The sequence below is a fragment of the Collinsella sp. TM05-37 genome, assembly GCF_003436455.1.
In the GTDB taxonomy this organism is placed as follows: Bacteria; Actinomycetota; Coriobacteriia; order Coriobacteriales; family Coriobacteriaceae; genus Collinsella.
In genome coordinates this window covers 1-18783 of the sequence record NZ_QSPN01000009.1, presented here as the reverse complement: position 1 = coordinate 18783, position 18783 = coordinate 1, and the positions used below count along the sequence as shown (strand labels likewise).

Sequence of the window (18783 nt, the reverse complement as noted above, 5' to 3'; positions counted from 1 at the left end):
CCTGCTGGGCGAGTGGGTAGAATGCCTCCAACGTGTAACTCGATTTGGAGGAATTCGCATGCCCTATTACTATGGATATGGCTTTGGCATCGACCCGCTGTACCTGCTGGTTGTTCTTGTCTGCACGGTGCTTGGCCTTGCTGCGCAGAGCTATATCAATTCGACGTACAAGACGTGGTCCAAGGTTCGCTCGGACGGCGACACGGGTGCCACGGTCGCTCGCCGCATGCTCGACGCCAACGGTTGCAACGCCGTGGGTATCAAGGGCGTCGCCGGTGAGCTCACCGACCATTACAACCCGCAGGACAATAACCTGTATCTGTCGGATTCCAACCGTTCGGGCGGCTCGGTCGCAAGCGTTGCTGTCGCTTGTCACGAGGCAGGCCATGCCGCGCAGCGTCAAAGCGGCTATGCCATGATGAAGGTACGCACCGCCCTCGTGCCGGTCGTCAACTTTACCCAGAACACTTGGACCATCGTGCTGCTCATGGGCCTGTTTATGAACATCGCGGGACTCACGACCCTCGCACTGATCTTCTTCTCGTTTAGCGTGCTGTTCCAACTGGTTACGCTACCGGTCGAGATTGATGCTAGTCGGCGCGCCGTGGCGTATATTGAGCAGTCGGGTATGAGCTCCCAGCAGGTCAACGGTGCCAAGAAGGTGCTGACGGCCGCCGCGCTTACCTATGTGGCTGCGGCGCTCACCTCGATTATTCAGCTGCTCTATCTTATGGCTCGATACAACAGAAACTCCAACCGATAACAAATTGGGTCGCTGGGCGCCGCGGGGATTCGTGTCCTCGCGGCGCTGTACTATGTGTTGGACTTGAATTTGCGCAGGGCCGAAGCCCTTGTGCACGATGACGAAAGGAGGCTGCGTGGCAGGCTGGAATCTAACCGGCAATGCCGTTTCCGCCGAGTTCGACGGTTCGGACGAGCAGGAGCGTAAGGAGCTCAGCGTGAGCCAGGCGGTAGAGATCGCCGCCGGTGCGCTCGATGCCATTCCGCAGCTGAGTGTCCTGGGCGAGGTCACGGGTTTCCGTGGTCCCAATGCCCGAAGCGGCCACTGCTACTTCCAGATTAAAGACGACTCGGCCGCCGTCGACTGCATCATCTGGAAGGGCGCCTATCTCAAGCGTACCTTCGATCTGCGTGACGGCATGCAGGTGAGCTTTAAGGGCAGCTTCAATCTCTATAAGGCCACGGGCCGCATGAGCTTTGTCGCTCGCTCGTTTTCGCTGGCGGGGGAGGGTCTGCTGCGTCAACAGGTGGCGCAGTTGGCCGAAAAGCTACGCCGCGAGGGACTGATGGACGAGTCCCGCAAACGCCGCATCCCGGTGTTTTGCTCACGCGTGGCGGTCGTCACCTCGCTTTCCGGTGCGGTAATCGACGACGTCAAGCGTACGCTGCGCCGTCGCAACCCGCTCGTCGAGCTTGTCTGCGTGGGCGCCAAGGTTCAAGGCGAGGGTGCGCCGGCCGAGCTCATTGATGGCTTGCGCCGCGCCGCTTCCATTACGCCGGCGCCCGACTGTATTTTGCTGGTGCGCGGCGGCGGCTCCTTTGAGGACCTCATGACCTTTAATGACGAGGGGCTTGCCCGCGCGGTGGCGGCTTGTCCTGTGCCCGTGGTGACCGGCATTGGCCATGAGCCCGATACCTCGATTTGCGACATGGTGAGCGACCGACGCGCCTCCACGCCCACGGCGGCGGCAGAATCGGTGGCGCCGGCTATGACGGAGTTGGCCGATGTGCTCGAGGCGCGCCATCAGCGTCTGGGTGCCGCGATGGCATCGATGATTGGGTCGGCCCAGGTCGACCTGGAGATGCTCGATCAGCGCGGTCGCCGTGCCTGGGATACCTATACGGCTCGCTTGGGTGATGCGCTCGATGCCGCTGCGTGTCGCCCGTGCCTCAACGACCCCACATTTATGGTCGAGCGTCGCGAATCGGAGCTTGCACTGACTGCCGATCGCCTGTCGGGCGCCATAGTACGCTCGGTCGGGACATTCCGCTCCAACTTTGAGCGCTTGCCCGAGCGTCTGATTACAAGCACCTCGGGGCTCGATGGTAAGCGCCATGCGCTCACGCTTGCGAGTTCCCGCCTAGAGCATCAAGGGCGCACGATGCTCAGCAAGCCAGCGTCCGACCTGAGCCGTGCGGCAGCGTCGCTCGATGCCCTGTCGCCGCTCAAAGTGCTTGCTCGCGGCTATTCCATCGCGTACAGCGATGATGGTGTGGCTACGAGTGCCAAGACCTTTAAGCCTGGCGACGCCATTCGCGTGCGCATGGCAGACGGCAACGTGGCAGCAACGGTCGATACGGTCGAGTAGACCGCGTTTCGCAGTGATAGACCCTTAGGAAAGGAAACAGATATGGCAGAGAAGACCCCGGTCGAGCAGCTTACGTACAAGCAGGCCTCGCAGGAGCTGGAGCTCATCATCCGCAGCCTGGAGTCGGGCGATATGGAGCTTGAGGAGTCGCTCGAGAGCTACACCCGCGGCGTCGAGCTCCTCAAAAGCCTGCGCACCCGCCTGTCCGATGCCGAGCAGAAGGTCTCGGTGCTCCTTAAGGACGTCGACGGCAACGATGTGCTCGCCGACGGCGAGGCCGCCAACACCGATGATAACCTTTCGTTCTAAGCATCTCGACCAAATATAATTACCTTGGTCTGTAAGAAAGGAACCAGCTATGTGCGATTGCATCTTCTGTAAAATTGCCAACCACGAGATCCCCTCGACCGTTGTCTATGAGGACGACCAGGTCATCGCCTTCGATGACCTCAACCCGCAGGCGCCGGTCCACACGCTCGTGATCCCTAAGAAGCACTACAGCGACATCGCCGACAACGTACCCGCCGAGACCATGGGCGCCATAGCTCACGCCATCCAGGAGGTCGCCAAGGCCAAGGGTCTGGAGGACGGTTTCCGCGTCATCTCCAACAAGGGCGTCAACGCCGGCCAGACCGTCATGCACTTCCACATGCACGTCCTCGGCGGCAAAAACCTGGGCGAGAACCTCATCTGAGGGCGCTTGGCCCGTCGACTTGGCTGCCTTTGGAGTAATCTATGCAGCTTTCTCAACTCGAATACCTTCAAGCGGTAGCGAACTATGGCGGCGTGCGCAAAGCAGCTCGCGCCGTTCATGTGAGTCCGCAGGCCGTTTCGTCGGCAATCAAAAAGTTGGAATCTGAGTATCAGATTGTTTTGCTCGACCGATCGGCGGGGGAGGCTGTTTTGTCTCCGGCGGGCAGAGAATTTGCGCGTCGTGCGCGCGTGATCCTGGCACAAGTCGACGATCTCAAAAAGTACGTTCAATCGAGGGGCGGCGGCGTTTCGCCCGATGGCCACTTTCGTCTTTACGCCCCCTGCCTTCATGGGCGGGGGCGCCTTTTTGCCGAAAGCTGGTATGACTCGTTTGAACGCTCGCACCCTCAGATTCACCTTGATGTGTGGCATCAGCCAACGGCTACATGCTTTGAATCACTTGTGCTTGGCATTTCGGATGCGGCTATCTCATTCGAGGAACCACGGGACAGCGTCCTTTCTTCAAAATATTTGGGTGAAAAGGAGCTCAAGGTTCTTTCATGCCCAGCGGGTCATCAATCTGTGGGCGCCATGACCATTCGCGAGTTACTGGGCGGCAGGCTCGCTGTTCCCATTAATTTGTCACCCTGTCTCAATGCAATCAATCAATGTCCCGAAGCCCAGCTCGTCAATTTTCGCTTCCGTGATGTTGAATACGGAAACAGGGCGCAGACTGAGTTTCTTCAAGCCGGGGGATTGATATTGAGTTTTTCTGGCTCTTCTCTCGCATCAGATGTATTGGAAGTGAGCGAGTGCTCCATTGAAGGTTCGCGTGATGTAACCTTGCCTATCTACTTTTGCTATCGGCAAAATTCCTGGACTGATCGACACCAGACGGTTTTTCTGCACCTATTGCGTCATCTTGCTTCGTGAGATTAATTGGCTTCGAGGCATCAAGTGATTATTGACGCCTTGTAACACATAGCTGACAGCTTTGCCCTCATGCTTTTCCAAGATTCCGATTTAGATTGCTGACTCTTGGAGGGCGGAGCATGAAAAACCGTACGGTTTTGCTTTATATGACGTTCGTTTTTCTGTCGAACTTCAGCACCATCTTGTTTTTTCTAACTGTCTACCTTGAGTTCGTCGGATTCTCGATGGTGGCGATTTCTAGCATGATGATTGCATACCAAGTGAGCAAGTTCATCCTTGAAGTTCCCACTGGCTATATTGCTGATAGGTTTGGACGAAAGACAAGCGGTCTCGTTGGCGTCGCAGGAATGCTTGGATACTACGCCGCCCTGCTTCTCGTCCGTTCTCCCCTGCTTTTAATCGGTGCGTTCGCTCTTAAAGGTTTTGCCGTTGCATGTGTGAGCGGATCCATAGAAGCGATTTTCATTGACAGCGTCTCTCAGGACCAGCTCGTAAGACTTAATGTCGTTGAGCGATTTGTTTTCTATGCCTCTTATGCCATCTCCGCTTGCGTGGGCGGTTTCATTTCGTCCGTCGGTGCATATCTCATTGGTCTTTCGGCAGATATCATCGCAATGGTGTTGACGTTGGTTGTCGTTGTCTGCATTCCTGAGATGCGAAGAGGGGGCACTGCGACGACACCTGAACATGGGATTAGCCCGAAGATGATCGGTGCCGCTATTGCGGGTAATGGCATTCTTCGTTCAGCGTTCATCATGGACTGTTCTCAGGCATTTGCTTTTGTCGCCCTGGAAGACTTTTTCTCACTGCTGCTTGCGGGTCGCGGAATGAATGCCGTCGCTTCGGGTGTGACCATTGCGGTTCAGCTCCTTGCCTCGGCCTCCATGGGACTTATTGTGCCCTGTGCGATTGCTCATGTCGACAAGGGCCGCTTTGCGCGTATTTGCGGCATCGTGCGTCTTTTCCTGACAGCTCTGTTTTTGATTCCCTTAACTCCGGTTTATTTGCTGCCCGTGTTCTATGTGCTGCAGACGGTCGCGTACTCGTTATTTGCTCCAATTAAATACTCAATTTTTCAAAAAGCAGCCGATCCTTCGATGCGCTGTTCACTGATTTCGGTTCAAAGCCAGATGGTGGCGGTGGGTGCCATCCTTTTCTATCTGTTCAACGCTGCGTTGAGCGGCATCGCGGGCATTCGAGTCATATTGCTTGTCGCGCTCGGGATTTCTTCCCTTGTGTATATCCCCGCGTTATTTCGTCTTACAAGCCAGAGGACATGAGTATTTAGGCACCGATAACTTATATATCAACGCAATAAACCCGAGCGCGAGGGCGTTTGGGTTTATTATTGAAGCGTATGTAACCTGGCGGCGCCACACCGCCTGTTAGTAGGGAGACACATGAACGTTCTGGTCGTCAACGCAGGATCTTCGACCCTTAAGTATCAGGTCATCGATACCAAGTCCCATAAGGTGTCCGCAAAGGGCTCCTGCGAGCGCGTCTGCTTTACCGGCGGCACTTTCACCCATGCTGCCAACGGCTCCAAGAAGGTGACCGAGAACATCGAGTTCCCCGACCACAAGGTCGCCATCGAGGTTGTCCTGAAGGACCTCGAGGCCAACGGCGTCAAGATTGAGGGCATCGGCCACCGTATCGTTCAGGGCGGTTGGTACTTTGGCGATTCCTCCCTCGTCGACGAGGATGTCCTCGCCAAGATCCGCGAGGTCGCTCCGCTCGCCCCGCTGCACAATAACCCCGAGGCCAACGTTATCGAGTACTGCCTGGAGCAGTATCCCGACCTGCCCAACGTCACGGTTTACGACACCGCTTTCCACTTCAACATGCCCGAGGTCGCCAAGACTTACGCCCTGCCCAAGGACGTCTGCGACAAGCTGCACATCCGTAAGTACGGCGCCCACGGCACCAGCTACCGTTACATCTCCAAGAAGGTCGCCGAGATGACCAACGGCGAGGCCCGCAAGGTCGTCGTGTGCCACATCGGTTCCGGTGCCTCCCTGTGCGCCATCGAGGACGGCAAGTGCATGGACACCACCATGGGCTTGACGCCGCTCGACGGCGTTATGATGGGCACCCGCTGCGGCTCCATCGACCCGGCTACCGTGTGCTACCTGCAGCGCGAGGGCGGCTACACCTTCGACGAGGTCGACGAGATGATGAACAAGAAGTCCGGCCTTTTGGCTGTGACCGGCGGCAAGACCAACGACTGCCGCAATGTCGAGGAGCTCGCCGCCGCCGGTGACCCCGAGGCCCAGCTCGCCTTCGATATGTTCGTCTACAAGATTGCCGCCAAGGCCGCCGAGATGGCCACCTCCATGTGCGGCATGGACACCCTGGTCTTTACCGCCGGCATCGGCGAGCACGCTCCGGCCGTCCGCGCTGGCGTGGCCGACCGTCTGGCCTTTATGGGCGTCAAGATGGACCATGCCCGCAACGCTCTGCGCGGCGACGGCGCTTGGTGCCTGTCCGCCAAGGATTCCAAGGTCAAGATCTTCGTCATCCCTACGGACGAGGAGTTCATGATCGCTTCCGACGTCGAGCGCATCGTCAACGGCAAGTAATTGCAAGAGGGGAGGGGCTGGACGACCGAGCGCCGTTCAGCCCCTCTTCTGTCTCGTTGAGCGATATGCCTGATAGCTATTTATCAAGTTGTGATAACTTCTTATTAACATGCGGCCGCCTTAAGGGGTCTGCGCCGACCGTATCGCACTGCAAAGGAGTCTCATGAACGTACTTGTTGTCAACGCCGGCAGCTCGAGCCTTAAATATCAGCTTTTGGATACCGATACCCGCGAGGTTTTCGCCAAGGGCAACTGCGAGCGTATCGGCTCGGACATGGGCATCTTTGGCCACTCCGAGAACGGTGGTGCCAAGCAGACCGAGGAGATTCCTTTTCCCGATCATCGCTGCGCCATTGCGCGCGTGCTCGAGGAGCTCGAGAAGACCGACTTTACGATCGATGGCATCGGCCACCGTATCGTTCAGGGTGGCTGGCACTTCGATGATTCCGCGGTCGTCGACGATGAGGTCATGGCTAAGATCCTCGAGGTTGCTCCGCTCGCCCCGCTGCACAATTACGGCGAGGCCGCGGCAATCGAATATTGCCGCGAGAAGTATCCGGAGCTGCCCAACGTGGCCGTCTTCGACACCTCGTTCCACATGACCATGCCCGAGGTTGCCTACACCTACGCACTGCCCAAGGACGTGTGCGACAAGTACCACGTGCGCAAGTACGGTGCCCACGGCACGAGTCACCGCTATGAGTGGATGATGGCCAAGGAGATCCTGGGCTCGCGCTGCCACCGCCTGCTCTCGTGCCATTTGGGCAACGGCGCCTCGCTTGCCGCCATCGAGGACGGTGTATGCCGCGATACCACGATGGGCCTCACGCCGCTCGACGGCCTGATGATGGGCACCCGTTGTGGTTCCATTGACCCGGCTACCGTGTGCTACCTGCAGCGCGAGGGCGGCTACAGCTACCAGGAAGTCGATGACATGATGAACAAGCAGTCTGGTCTGCTTGCCATCTCGGGCATCTCCAACGACGCCCGTGACATCCGTACGCGCGCCTCCGAGGGCGACGAGCGCTGCCTGCTCGCCTTCGATATGTTCGCCTACAAGGCCATGCAGCAGGCCGGCTCCATGATCGCTTCCATGGCGGGCGTGGACACCATTACCTTTACCGCCGGCATCGGCGAGAATGACTGGTCGATCCGCAAGGCCTTCTGCGACTGCTTCGAGTGGCTGGGCGTGCGCATCGACAACAACAAGAACCGCGAGGCCGTGGGCAACGGTCCGCAGGTCATCAGCGCCGCCGGTTCCGCCGTCACGGTCATGGTCATCCCCACCGACGAGGAATACATGATCGCCCACGACGTCGAGCGTCTGACCGCGAATAACTAGTGCGTTCGCTTGCGATTGAACGAAAGGCCTCCTGAGCAGCAGCTCAGGAGGCCTTTTTGCTAGCAGGCGGAAATTCCAGTCCCAAAGTGATCATCACCAGTAACGTCTGCGCTCCCAGCAACGACACCCATCCATTCAGATCCTCAGCCCCAGCTCGTAGCCAAGCCGCCGTCCACTCCAGATGCTCTGAATGCTTCGTAGCAGTAGAAGGCCGTACGGGCTAACCCCTGAAAACATTCCGCAGACCAGAAACGCCCCCGTTCGTAGCTCCGAAGGAGCAGAACGGGGGCGTTTCATTGGTCGAGGACGTTTTCAGGGGTTAGCCCGTACGGCCTTCGGGCGAGTGCGTCCGCTACTCAGCCATCTGAGCCTGGACGGCGGTGATGGCTACGACACCCACGATGTCGTCGGCAGAGCAGCCGCGCGAAAGGTCGTTAACCGGCTTGGCGATGCCCTGCAGGATGGGGCCGTAAGCGTCGGCGCCGGCGAAGCGCTGGACCAGCTTGTAGCCGATGTTGCCGGCCTCGAGATCGGGGAACACAAGCACGTTGGCCTTGCCGGCAACGGAGGAGCCGGGGGCCTTGAGCTGGGCGACGGTGGGAACGATGGCGGCGTCGAGCTGCAGGTCGCCATCGATGGCGAGCTCGGGAGCCTTCTCCTTGCAGAACTTAACGGCCTCCTGGACCTTCTTGGCGACCTCGCCGCCGGCGGAGCCCATGGTGGAGTAGGAGAGCATGGCCACGTGCGGCTCGACGCTGCCCATAAAGGTGGACCAGGAGTGAGCGGAGGCGATGGCGATCTCGGATAGCTCGTCGGAGGACGGGTTGATGTTGAGGCCGCAGTCGGCGAAGATTAGCGTACCGTCGGTGCCGAACTGCGGGGTGTCGGTGCACATCACGAAGAAGGCCGAGACCAGCTTGGTACCCGGGGCGGTCTTAAGGATCTGCAGCGCGGGGCGCAGGGTGTCGGCGGTGGAGTGGCAGGCGCCGGAGACCAGGCCGTCGGCGTCACCCATCTTGACCATCATGGTGCCAAAGTAGGTGGCGTCCATCACCTGGGCGCGAGCCTGCTCGATGGTGACGCCCTTCTTGGCGCGGAGCTCGGCAAACTTCTGCGCGTACTCCTCGTGCTTCTCGGCATTGCGCGGATCGATGACGGTGGCGCCGGGAACGTTGATCTCGTCGGGGTTGCCCAGGATGACGAGTTTTGCCAGGCCCTCCTCGATGATCTTGGTGGCCGCGACGATGGTGCGCGGATCCTCGCCCTCGGGCAGGACGATCGTCTTAAGGTCGGCCTTGGCGGCAGACTTCATACGGTTAAGGAAATCGCTCATGTTACTCCTTACAAGCGTTTCACTAAGCTCCAGGCGCCCGGCTGTTCACGAATAAACCCGCTGCTAGCGGGTTTACCTTTCAAATTTGTACGCCGCGGTGCTTGAGCTTTCCTTGTGTGGCAAGCTCATTATAGGACGCATTAGCGCTATAATCACTCTGATAAATATGTCTCGAAGAATGTTCGAGAAAAGCCCAGCTAACGAGCCCGTGGCTTTTGACAAGGAGTATCGATGCAGATTACCTCAGGCCTGCCTGAAGGCTTTAACGCTGGCGCGTACGACATGATTGTCGTCGGTGCTGGATATGCCGGTGCCGTTTGCGCCCGCCGTCTTGCCGAGACCATCGGCTATCGTGTTGCCGTTTTGGAGCGCCGTAGCCACATTGCGGGCAATGCCTATGACTGCACTGACGAGGCCGGAATCCTGATCCACGAGTACGGTCCGCATATCTATCACACCTTTAACGAGCGCGTGCACAATTTCCTGTCGCGCTTTACCAAGTGGACGGATTATCAGCACAAGGTGCTCGCCAACATCAACGGTACCCTTATGCCCGTGCCCTTCAACCATGCGAGTCTCAAGCTCGCCTTTGGTGATGAGCGCGGCGAGGAGCTGTATCAGAAGCTCGTGGAGACCTTTGGCAAGGATGTCAAAGTGCCCATTATGGAGCTGCGTAAGAAGAACGACCCCGACTTGGCCGAGGTCGCCGATTACGTCTACGAGAACGTCTTTTTGCATTACACCATGAAGCAGTGGGGCCAGACGCCCGACCAGATCGATCCCTCGATCACCGGCCGCGTTCCCGTCTTTGTGGGCGACGATGACCGCTATTTCCCGCAGGCTCCCTTCCAGGGTATGCCGCAGGACGGCTACACGGCGCTGTTCGAGCATATGCTCGACCACGACCTGATCGACGTGTTCTGCGACGTGGACGCCCGCGATCTCTTTGAGATCGACGAGACCACCGTCAAGATCGGTGGCAAGGTCTACGGCGGCGAGATCGTCTATACCGGTCCGCTCGATGAGCTGTTTGGCCTTGATCTGGGCGCTCTTCCGTACCGTACGCTCGATATGAAGTTCGAGACGCTCGATATGGATCAGTTCCAGCCCGTGGGTACCGTCAACTACACCACGAGTGAGGACTACACGCGCATTACCGAGTTCAAGAACATGACTGGTCAGGTCCTGCCCGGCAAGACCACCATCATGAAGGAGTACTCCAAGGCCTATACGCCCGGCTCGGGCGAGACGCCGTATTACGCCATTCTTGAGCCCGAGAACCGTGAGCTCTATGAGCGCTATCTTGAGCGCGTCCAGAACCTGACAAACTTCCACCCGGTGGGTCGTCTGGCCGAGTATCGTTACTACGATATGGATGCCGTGACCAATTCCGCCCTCGATCTTTCGGATGAGATTATCGCCTGCCATGCATAAAGTCATAACATTCGGTATTCCCTCGTATAACGCCGCCAAGGACATGGACCATTGCATCACCTCCATCTTGGAGGGGAGCAATTACGCCACCGATATCGAGATTGTCGTGGTGGACGACGGCTCCAAGGACGAGACGGCCGCCAAGGCCGACGAGTGGGAGGCCCGTTATCCTGGAATCATCCGCGCGGTGCACCAGGAGAATGGCGGCCACGGTATTGCCGTCCTTTCGGGTCTGCGCGAGGCGCAGGGCACCTACTACAAGGCTGTCGACTCGGACGACTGGCTTGACGGCGCTGCCCTTTCGACCATGCTGTCGATTCTGCGCGGCTTTGAAGAGCGCGACCAGCGCGTTGACCTGTTTATCTCGAACTACGTGTACGAGAAGGTTTACGAGGGTACGCATACGGCTATTGGTTACAAGTTTGCCCTGCCGCGAAAAAAGATCTTTACCTGGGACCAGATCGGCCATTTCCGTTTGGACCAGAATCTGCTCATGCACAGCCTGTGCTATCGCACAGATGTGCTGCGCGAGTCCAACCTGCCCATGCCACCGCACACGTTCTATGTGGACAACATCTACGCCTACGTGCCGCTGCCGCGTTGCAAGACCATGTACTACGCCGACATCGACCTCTATCGCTACTTTATCGGTCGCGAGGGCCAGAGTGTCAACGAGGCCACGATGGTCAAGCGTCTGGACCAGCAGTTCCGTGTTACGCGTATCATGATGGAGTCGTACCACCTGTACAGCGATGTCGAGTCGTCGCGTCTGCGTTCGTACATGATGGGCTACTTCACCATGATGATGGCGATCTGCTCGGTGCTCACCAAGCTTTCCGACGAGGATTGTGCCGATGAGCGCCTGAAGACGCTGTGGAAGGACTTGAAGGAGTACGACGAGCGCATGTATCGTCGCGCCCGCTACGGCGTGGTCGGATTCTTCACCAACCTGCATGGACGGGCCGGAGACAAAACCACACTCGGCCTATACCGTCTTGCCTCAAAGATCTTCAAATTCAACTAGCTGCTGAGTAATCGCTGCTGATAGGTTGACTGGGCCCCTTGGCCTTTAGTTTGCTACTGCGAACAGTCCTGCTCGCACGGAAAGCACATTAAGTGCTTTCCGGCTCGTGCGGAACTTGTATCAAACTAAAGGCCAAGGGGCCTCTGCTATAAGAATCGATTGTCAGGTTATTTGAATTTGAAGATCTTCGGCGCGCGGTACACAGGGGCCTGGGCTGAAAAGAATAAGGTTGGAAGTCGGTCGGAGGCGGGCGGGCATTACGTTTGTCGCGAGTTCCGCATGCAAAGAAGGCCACTTAATGTGGCCTTCGTCTTGCATAGGACTGTAGAGCAGCAAACGTAATGCCCGCCCGCCTCCGACCGACGGACGAGTGAGATTACCTCGCGGCGCCGGGGATGCCGTGGGAGGTTTTGGCGTTTTTGGCTCCGTTTACGATGGCGGTTTGCAGGGCCCTTACGGCGAGCATGCCCAGCAGGTCTAGGGGAACGACGGCGCTTGCCTGGGCGCCCAGTTTGCCGCTGGCGAGGGTGTAGATGGTGTCGCCATCGTTGGTAGTGTGCGTGGGACGGATGGCGTGTGCGTAGGCGTCTGCGGCCATCTGAGAGACCTTGGTGGCTTGTGCCTTAGTGAGTTCCACGTTGGTGACGATGCAGCTGATGGTGGTGTTGGTGCGGTCGAGCGGCATCTGCATGGATCCGGCGGCGGCAAAGGCTGCGAGTTCCATGTCGACGATCTGGTCGCTATCGGCTGCGGCGCGCATACCGGCGACCCACTCGCCGGTGAAGGGGTCGACAACGTTGCCACAGGCATTGACTGAGACCACGGCGCCCACCTTGACGGGGCCGAGCGCCACGGCGGCGGCTCCAAGGCCGGCCTTCATGCAGGTGGCAGATCCCATGAGCTTACCTACGGTGGCGCCGGTGCCGGCGCCCACGTTGCCCTGCTCGAGCGAGGCAGGGGTGTGGTCCAGTGCCTCACGCACGGCAGCGATACCGGCCTCGATGTCGGGACGCACCGTGGGGTCGCCAAAGGCAAGGTCGAAGATGCAGCTGGAGCACACGATGGGCACCTGTGTGGGACCGACGGGCAGGCCGATGCCGCGGCTCTCGAGCTCGCGGGCCACGCCGCTTGCGGCCTCCAGACCAAAGGCCGATCCGCCCGAAAGGCAGACGGCGTGGACCTTGTCGACGGTGTTCTCGGGACGCAGCAGGTCGGTCTCGCGCGAAGCGGGGGCGCCGCCGCGAACGTCGACACCGCCGGTGGCGCCCTCGGGCGCTACGATTACGGTGCAGCCGGTGCCGGCCTTCTCGTCGGTATAGTTGCCATAGCAAAAGCCATCGACATTGCAAACATCGATGGCTTCGAGCAGTGTGTCCATGTTTTCTCCTATCGGTTTTCCGCCGGGCCTTATGCCCGGTCGGGATCCGTACGGTACGGCAAAATTGTAGGCGCTGGGGGATACCCAGCGCCAGATGCAATTACGAGAGTTTTTGAATCGCGCGTGCGACGCGAGCGATGGGCAAGCCCACCACGTTGTAGAAGTCACCCGAAATATCGTGCACAAGCATGCGGCCGCCTGTGCCTTGGATGCCGTAGGCCCCGGCCTTGTCCATGGGTTCGCCGGAGGCAACATAGCGCTCGATCTGCTCTTCGGTAAGCTCATAGAACGTCACGTCGGTCACATCGACAAACGACAGGCTCTCGGCGGCATGCGGAGCTGTAGCGTCGCCGGCTTTAACGATGCAGACGCCGGTTGCGACCTGGTGCGTGCGGCCCGAAAGCTCGCGGAGCATGGTGCGCGCCTCGTCCCCGTCTGCCGGCTTGCCCAAAATTTGGCCGTCAAAGGTGACAATAGTATCGGCCGCGACGGTCAGTTCGTTGGGCTCGGCATGCTCGGCGGCAACGGCGGCGGCTTTGGCACGCGCCAAGCGCTCGACGAGTGTAAGCGGAGCTTCGCCATCAAAAGGCGTTTCGTCGATATCTGCGGGAATCACGCGAATGTCATAGCCCGCCTCGCGCATCAACTCGATGCGGCGCGGTGATTGCGAAGCCAAAATCATAGCTGAATGCCCTCGGCGACCTTCTCGACGGCCTTGTCGCCGGCGAGCGTGCGCAGCAGCTCAAGCGCAAAGGGGAGCGACTGGGCCATGCCGCTGGCGGTGATGATGTTGCCGTCTTGCGTAACCTTCTCGCCGGTATAGGCGCCTTCGGGGAAGCTTTTCTCAAAGCCAGGGAAGCACGTGGCGTGGCGCCCCTCGAGTAGGTCGAGCTCGCCCAGGATAAACGGGGCGGCGCAGATGGCGGCAACGTGCTTGGTCGCGGCGAACTCGCAGACCACGTCGCAGACGCGCTGATCGGCACGCAGGTTGGTGGCACCGGGCAAGCCGCCGGGCAGCACGACGCAGTCGTACTCGTCAAAGTTGATCTCATCAAAGAGCGCATCGCAGGTCACGGGGATCTGCAGCGAGCTTACGACCTCACGTGTGGGCATAATCGAGACGAGCGTGGCACGCACACCGCCGCGACGCATGACATCGACCATGGTCAAGCATTCAATAGTTTCAAAGCCATCGGCGGCGAGAACGGCAACGCTGGGCATGAGGGTTCCTTTCATAGGCGGCATACAATTAGCCGTCTTATACCCCGAAGACCTCCGCTTGCCACGCTCGATTTCTCAATGATTTATCTGAGCAATGATTGAGTGACTAGTTGCGCCTAAGGTGGACGACGGTCTCGCAGTGGAAGGTTTGCGGGAACAGGTCGACTGGCGTGATCTTGACGGGGGAGAAGGTGCCTTCTTCGACAAAGCGTTTGAGATCGCGCGCCAGGGTGGCCGGGTCGCAGCTCACGTAGGCGACATCGCGAGCACTCGTGCTGGCGATAAGGTCGATCGCCTCGGGGGCGAGGCCTGCGCGCGGCGGGTCGACCACCAAGACGTCGGCATCCTGGTCGGGGAACTCGCGCACCGCGTCTCCGCCAATGACGTCGACGTTATCAAGCTTGTTGATCTCCAGGTTACGGCGCAGGTCGCGCACGGCCGGGCCGTAGGCCTCGACGGCGGCGACGAAGTCGCAGCGGCGGGCGAGCGGCAGGGTAAAGGTTCCGGCGCCGCAGTACAGGTCCACGGCAAGCTCGTCTTCTTGCGGGTCGAGCGCTTCCATGACAAGCTCGATCAAAATCTCAGCACCCTTGGTGTTGACCTGGAAAAAAGACGGGGCGGACAAGCGCATCTGACCCTCGGCGATATTCTCGGTCCATGAGCCCTCTCCGGCGAGCATTTCGACCTTGGAGACACGGCGGGCCTTCTTTTCGCCCTTGCTCATCACGCGCACGATGCTCGTGGGATGAGCGGCGTCCGCCAGCACGCGGGAGACCTGCGAGCGCGGAAAAGAGCCTGTAGGCGTCCAGAGTGCGACCTCGAGTGCCTTGGTACGGCGCGATGCACGAATGCCCACGCGTTCGAGTCCCAAGTCATGGCTGCCGCTTAGATAGTTGAGTGCGCCGACGACCGATTTGAGCGCCTTCGGGAAGCGCTTATCGAACAGCGGGCACGCATCGACGGTCACGATTTTGCTGGGGTCGACACCGTGCATGCCAAGGCGCACGCGACCGTTGACGACGGTCGGTTCGAGCTCGATTTTATTGCGGTAGCCCCAGTCGTCCTTGGTGTGGCAGATGGGCTGTACCAACTCATCGACCTGCTCAGGAGCGAACTTGCCGATGCGCTCGAGCGTGGAGCGCAGGTTTTGCTCCTTGGCGGCGAGCTGTGCCGTGCGTGAGAGATTGCCCCACGAACAACCGCCGCAGATGCCAACGAAGGGGCAGGGGGGCTGAATGCGATCGGGGCTCGGCTCCAGAATCTCGGTCGTGCGGGCGCGCATGAACGACTTGCCGTCCTGTACGACCTCGGCCTCGACGGTGTCGCCTGCCACGGCGCCCTGCACAAAGACGGCCTTGCCGTTGTCGGCGTGCGCCAGCCCGTCGGCGCCGTAGGTCATCGATTCTATAGTGAGCTTCATATCCCTGCCTGTCATTCGTGTTGTTGCTCGCACCATGGTAGCAGGGAAAAGCGCCCCGCATCCGAGGCTTTCCTCAAATGCGGGGCGCTTCTACAAACTGCTTCTACAAACGACTATTTCGTCTTGCCGGTAATGAGCGTCTTAAGACCCAGGCCGATCAGGCCCAGGCCCATGCGCACACGACCGGGGCGATGGCGCTCGATGGCCTTGGTCTTGCCGGCGGGCTTATCGCGACGGGCGCTCGTCTCGGGTGCGGGCTTAGCTGCCTGCGGCTCGGGCTGAGGTGCAGGTGCGGGCTCGGGCTCAATGACGGTCGCCTGGACCTTCTGAACCTCGGGTGTGGCCGGCTGCGGCTTAGGAGCAGGGGCGGGCTTTGCCTCAATGACGGGCTCGGGCGCGGCCTCGGCGTTGCGGTAGGCACGCTCCAGCAGGGCTTCCTGCGAGTTGAAGGGTTTCTCACCCTCTGCGCGCTCCACGGGGACCCAGGTGCCGTCGCTCGTGAGGCTGCGGGCCTTCACGTTGTCGCGCAGCTGCATGCTCATGTACTCGTGCACCAGGGCGCGGCAGGTGGGGTCGAGCACGGGGAAGGCGATCTCCACGCGGTGCTCGGTGTTGCGTGTCATCATGTCGGCCGAGCTCAGATAGATCATGTCCGAGTCCACGCCAAAGGCGTAAACGCGCGCATGCTCCAAAAAGCGTCCGACGATAGAACGGACATGCACGTTCTCGGTCTTGCCAGGAACGCCCGGCTTGAGGCACGAGATGCCGCGGATGATCATGTCCACGCGGACTCCTGCGCACGATGCCTCGGCGATCTTGTCGATGACCTCGCGGTCGGTGAGCGAGTTGAGTTTAAAAAACACGCGGGCGGGCTCGCCGGCGAGGGCGCGCTGGATCTCGCGGTCAAGCCCGCGCATGATGAGCGGTTTCAGTCCGACGGGCGCCACACCCAGGAAGCGGTAATCGCCGCGCAGGTTGCCCAGCGACAGGTTGCGGAAGAACAGGTTGGCGTCCTCGCCGATGCCGGGGTGAGCGGTCATGAGCATAAAGTCGCTGTAGAGTTTGGCCGTCTTCTCGTTAAAGTTGCCGGTGCCCAGCAGCGTCAAGCGCGTTAGCGCCATGCCCTCGCGATAGGTGAGCTGGCAGATCTTGGAGTGGCACTTAAAGCCCTCGGAGCCGTAGATGACGGTGCAGCCGGCCTCTTCCAAGCGCTCGGCCCACTCGATGTTGTTCTGCTCGTCAAAGCGCGCGCGGAGCTCCATGAGCACCGTGACCTCTTTGCCGTTCTCGGCGGCATCGATCAGCGACTCGCACAGGCGGCTCTGCTTGGCCACGCGGTAGAGCGTGATGCGCAGTGAGATGCACTCGGGGTCGTAGGCGGCCTCGTGCACCAGATCCAGGAAGGGGTTCATGGCCTCATAGGGATAAAAGAGCAGCTTGTCGTGCTGAAGTACCTGCTCGCGGATGGAGCGGGTCATATCGATGGTGGGGTTGGGCTGCGGCTTAAACGGCGTAAAGAGCAGCTCGTTGCGCAGGTGCTCGGGAATCTTGCCCTCAATGCCAAAGACGTAGCCCAGGTCGAGCGGGATATCGCAGGTAAAGACAGAGCGGCGCGAAAGCTCGAGCGCCTTGCGGATGGTCTTGAGCGTCGCCTTCTCGAGCGACCCCGAGACCGCGAGCACCACCGGCTGCAGGCGCAAGCGTTTCTTGAGGATGCGCTTCATGTGCTGACGGTAATCCTCTTCCTCCTCGACGCCCTCGCCGTCCGGGTCGATGTCGGCGTTGCGGGTGACGCGGATGAGCGCGCGGTCGAGCGGCTTATAGGAGCCAAAGCAGCTGTCCAGGCAGGCGAGGATGACGTCCTCGAGCAAGATGTAGGAGTAGGTGCCGGTGGACGAGGGGACCTCGACCACGCGGTTCATCGAGGTGGGAATCTCGATAAGGCCCAGCAGACTCTCCTCGTCGGTGACGCCGTCCAGGCCGCAGGCCAGGTAGAGTGCGCCGTTGCGCAGGTTGGGGAAGGGGTGGCGCGGGTCAATCACCAGCGGTGAGATGACCGGCGACACGTAGGCCTGGAAGTAACGGGTTACAAAGGTGCGCTCCTCGGGCGTAAGCGAATCGATGCGGGCGCGGTGAACGCCCAGGGTGTCGAGCTTGCCCTCGATGCTCTTAAAGATGGACTCCCATCGGGTAAGGAGCCCGGGCATTTCGGCCATGACAGCATCGACCTGTTCGGAGGCGGTCATATTGCTCTTGTTGTCGACAGGCTGTTTTTTGAGCTCTGCCAGATCGGACAGGCCGCCCACGCGCACCATGAGAAACTCATCGAGGTTAGACTCGAAAATCGACACGAACTTTAGCCGCTCGAACAGCGGAACGGTCTCGTCGAAGGCTTCGTCAAGCACACGGTTGTCAAAGCGCAGCCAGCTGAGCTCTCGGTTCTGCGTGTACGAGAAGTCGCGCGGCGGCTTACGCAGCTTTGCAGCGGCTTGCTTTTTTTCGATTTTGCTCGGCATATGCATCTGTCCGTTCAGTCCCCGTGGGGGACGGTTGCCTAACACTATTCACTATTGTCTCAATTTAGTCGACCTATGGCACGGACGTATCGCGTGAACGGTATCTTTACCTACTTCTTACGCTGACAAGCCATAGAGCTGACGCCCTTCGCGTTGTGAAAAACGGTCTATATCCTCACTCAACTGGTGAGTATGTGTGAATAAGAATGATAGGTAGCTGAATATCATCGAATACAGACAGAAACACGAACAAGCGTCATTTATATACATAAAACCGTTTTAGATATGCAATTCTTAATCGAAAGATTGGAGTTGTGATTGCGAATGATTTTTAAGAAAAAAGAGCATTTACCTTAGAAAAGCTACTTTAGAACGCCGAAGTGCATTATGGGGGAATCATATTCGATATACCGTTCATCGAACTTTGTTGACCGTTCGGGGGCGAGGTGGAATTGCGGGTGATATTTGGATATAACTAGAGCTGTCAGCAAGCAGCACCCGTTACGGAAGGGTGCTGAGAGATTCGGCCGAAAGGCCCGAAAGAAAGGTAGGAGGCCATGACGAAAGGTCTGCACGTGCC

The 18783-nt window shown here is 59.2% G+C and carries 16 protein-coding genes; 10 read left to right on the top strand and 6 right to left on the bottom strand.

What is annotated here, in order from left to right; genetic code table 11:
• The first annotated feature begins 58 nt into the window (after window positions 1–58).
• The 8 genes from DXD48_RS05960 to DXD48_RS05925 all read left to right on the top strand — a co-directional run bounded on the left by DXD48_RS05960 (window position 59) and on the right by DXD48_RS05925 (window position 7877).
• Window positions 59–763 carry a zinc metallopeptidase gene (locus DXD48_RS05960; RefSeq protein WP_117564390.1) on the top strand — a complete coding sequence of 235 codons (705 nt, stop codon included), beginning with the start codon at window positions 59–61 and terminating at the stop codon, window positions 761–763.
• A gap of 115 nt (window positions 764–878) precedes the next feature.
• A complete protein-coding gene (gene xseA, locus DXD48_RS05955) occupies window positions 879–2330 on the top strand; it encodes an exodeoxyribonuclease VII large subunit (RefSeq protein WP_369831501.1) in 1452 nt (483 codons plus the stop codon).
• 42 nt (window positions 2331–2372) lie between these two features.
• Entirely contained in the window at window positions 2373–2639 is a 267-nt protein-coding gene (xseB, locus tag DXD48_RS05950; RefSeq protein ID WP_006234311.1) for an exodeoxyribonuclease VII small subunit, read from the top strand.
• A 49-nt stretch (window positions 2640–2688) separates the two neighbouring features.
• A complete protein-coding gene (locus tag DXD48_RS05945) occupies window positions 2689–3024 on the top strand; it encodes a histidine triad nucleotide-binding protein (protein ID WP_117564389.1) in 336 nt (111 codons plus the stop codon).
• Window positions 3025–3065: 41 nt separating this feature from the next.
• Window positions 3066–3956: a LysR family transcriptional regulator gene (locus DXD48_RS05940; protein ID WP_117564388.1), complete on the top strand. Its 891-nt coding sequence runs from the start codon at window positions 3066–3068 to the stop codon at window positions 3954–3956.
• A 119-nt stretch (window positions 3957–4075) separates the two neighbouring features.
• Window positions 4076–5236: an MFS transporter gene (locus DXD48_RS05935; RefSeq protein ID WP_117564387.1), complete on the top strand. Its 1161-nt coding sequence runs from the start codon at window positions 4076–4078 to the stop codon at window positions 5234–5236.
• Between the two features lie 120 nt (window positions 5237–5356).
• Complete coding sequence (locus DXD48_RS05930; protein ID WP_006234305.1) at window positions 5357–6535, top strand: acetate/propionate family kinase; 1179 nt, start codon at window positions 5357–5359, stop codon at window positions 6533–6535.
• Between the two features lie 163 nt (window positions 6536–6698).
• Window positions 6699–7877 (top strand): acetate/propionate family kinase, encoded by a 1179-nt coding sequence (locus tag DXD48_RS05925; protein ID WP_117564386.1) that lies wholly within the window; start codon window positions 6699–6701, stop codon window positions 7875–7877.
• 352 nt (window positions 7878–8229) lie between these two features.
• Here the strand turns inward: DXD48_RS05925 and pta are convergent, their stop codons facing one another.
• Window positions 8230–9210 (bottom strand): phosphate acetyltransferase, encoded by a 981-nt coding sequence (pta, locus tag DXD48_RS05920; RefSeq protein WP_117564385.1) that lies wholly within the window; start codon window positions 9208–9210, stop codon window positions 8230–8232.
• A gap of 231 nt (window positions 9211–9441) precedes the next feature.
• Between pta and glf the strand changes: the two genes are divergently transcribed.
• Both glf and DXD48_RS05910 read left to right on the top strand, forming a co-directional pair.
• The gene (glf, locus tag DXD48_RS05915; protein ID WP_117564384.1) at window positions 9442–10644 is read left to right on the top strand and encodes a UDP-galactopyranose mutase; all 1203 of its coding nucleotides are present in this window, start codon (window positions 9442–9444) and stop codon (window positions 10642–10644) included.
• Entirely contained in the window at window positions 10637–11668 is a 1032-nt protein-coding gene (locus DXD48_RS05910; protein WP_117564383.1) for a glycosyltransferase family 2 protein, read from the top strand. The genes glf and DXD48_RS05910 overlap by 8 nt, the downstream gene beginning before the upstream one ends.
• Window positions 11669–12044: 376 nt before the next feature.
• On the opposite strand, the gene DXD48_RS05905 is transcribed toward DXD48_RS05910, so the two are convergent.
• The 5 genes from DXD48_RS05905 to ppk1 form a co-directional block, all read right to left on the bottom strand.
• On the bottom strand, window positions 12045–13046 hold the full coding sequence (locus DXD48_RS05905; RefSeq protein WP_117564382.1) for a P1 family peptidase: 1002 nt from the start codon (window positions 13044–13046) through the stop codon (window positions 12045–12047).
• Between the two features lie 100 nt (window positions 13047–13146).
• Window positions 13147–13728: a nucleoside triphosphate pyrophosphatase gene (locus tag DXD48_RS05900; protein ID WP_117564381.1), complete on the bottom strand. Its 582-nt coding sequence runs from the start codon at window positions 13726–13728 to the stop codon at window positions 13147–13149.
• Complete coding sequence (locus DXD48_RS05895; protein WP_055287259.1) at window positions 13725–14267, bottom strand: DJ-1 family glyoxalase III; 543 nt, start codon at window positions 14265–14267, stop codon at window positions 13725–13727. Before DXD48_RS05895 ends, DXD48_RS05900 begins: the two co-directional genes overlap by 4 nt.
• 106 nt (window positions 14268–14373) lie before the next feature.
• Window positions 14374–15702, bottom strand: a complete 1329-nt coding sequence (gene rlmD, locus DXD48_RS05890) for a 23S rRNA (uracil(1939)-C(5))-methyltransferase RlmD (RefSeq protein ID WP_117564380.1) — start codon at window positions 15700–15702, stop codon at window positions 14374–14376.
• Window positions 15703–15800: 98 nt separating this feature from the next.
• Window positions 15801–18203, bottom strand: coding sequence for a polyphosphate kinase 1 (gene ppk1 / locus DXD48_RS05885; RefSeq protein WP_233502358.1), 2403 nt, complete (start codon window positions 18201–18203; stop codon window positions 15801–15803).
• Window positions 18204–18783 lie beyond the last annotated feature (580 nt).

Bases quoted from the DNA above. Each gene is read 5' to 3' on its own strand.
- DXD48_RS05960 (WP_117564390.1), top strand. From the start codon at position 59: ATGCCCTATTACTATGGATATGGCTTTGGCATCGACCCGCTGTACCTG.
- xseB (WP_006234311.1), top strand. From the start codon at position 2,373: ATGGCAGAGAAGACCCCGGTCGAGCAGCTTACGTACAAGCAGGCCTCG.
- DXD48_RS05945 (WP_117564389.1), top strand. From the start codon at position 2,689: ATGTGCGATTGCATCTTCTGTAAAATTGCCAACCACGAGATCCCCTCG.
- DXD48_RS05940 (WP_117564388.1), top strand. From the start codon at position 3,066: ATGCAGCTTTCTCAACTCGAATACCTTCAAGCGGTAGCGAACTATGGC.
- DXD48_RS05935 (WP_117564387.1), top strand. From the start codon at position 4,076: ATGAAAAACCGTACGGTTTTGCTTTATATGACGTTCGTTTTTCTGTCG.
- DXD48_RS05930 (WP_006234305.1), top strand. From the start codon at position 5,357: ATGAACGTTCTGGTCGTCAACGCAGGATCTTCGACCCTTAAGTATCAG.
- DXD48_RS05925 (WP_117564386.1), top strand. From the start codon at position 6,699: ATGAACGTACTTGTTGTCAACGCCGGCAGCTCGAGCCTTAAATATCAG.
- pta (WP_117564385.1), bottom strand. From the start codon at position 9,210: ATGAGCGATTTCCTTAACCGTATGAAGTCTGCCGCCAAGGCCGACCTT.
- glf (WP_117564384.1), top strand. From the start codon at position 9,442: ATGCAGATTACCTCAGGCCTGCCTGAAGGCTTTAACGCTGGCGCGTAC.
- DXD48_RS05910 (WP_117564383.1), top strand. From the start codon at position 10,637: ATGCATAAAGTCATAACATTCGGTATTCCCTCGTATAACGCCGCCAAG.
- DXD48_RS05905 (WP_117564382.1), bottom strand. From the start codon at position 13,046: ATGGACACACTGCTCGAAGCCATCGATGTTTGCAATGTCGATGGCTTT.
- DXD48_RS05900 (WP_117564381.1), bottom strand. From the start codon at position 13,728: ATGATTTTGGCTTCGCAATCACCGCGCCGCATCGAGTTGATGCGCGAG.
- DXD48_RS05895 (WP_055287259.1), bottom strand. From the start codon at position 14,267: ATGCCCAGCGTTGCCGTTCTCGCCGCCGATGGCTTTGAAACTATTGAA.
- rlmD (WP_117564380.1), bottom strand. From the start codon at position 15,702: ATGACAGGCAGGGATATGAAGCTCACTATAGAATCGATGACCTACGGC.
- ppk1 (WP_233502358.1), bottom strand. From the start codon at position 18,203: ATGCCGAGCAAAATCGAAAAAAAGCAAGCCGCTGCAAAGCTGCGTAAG.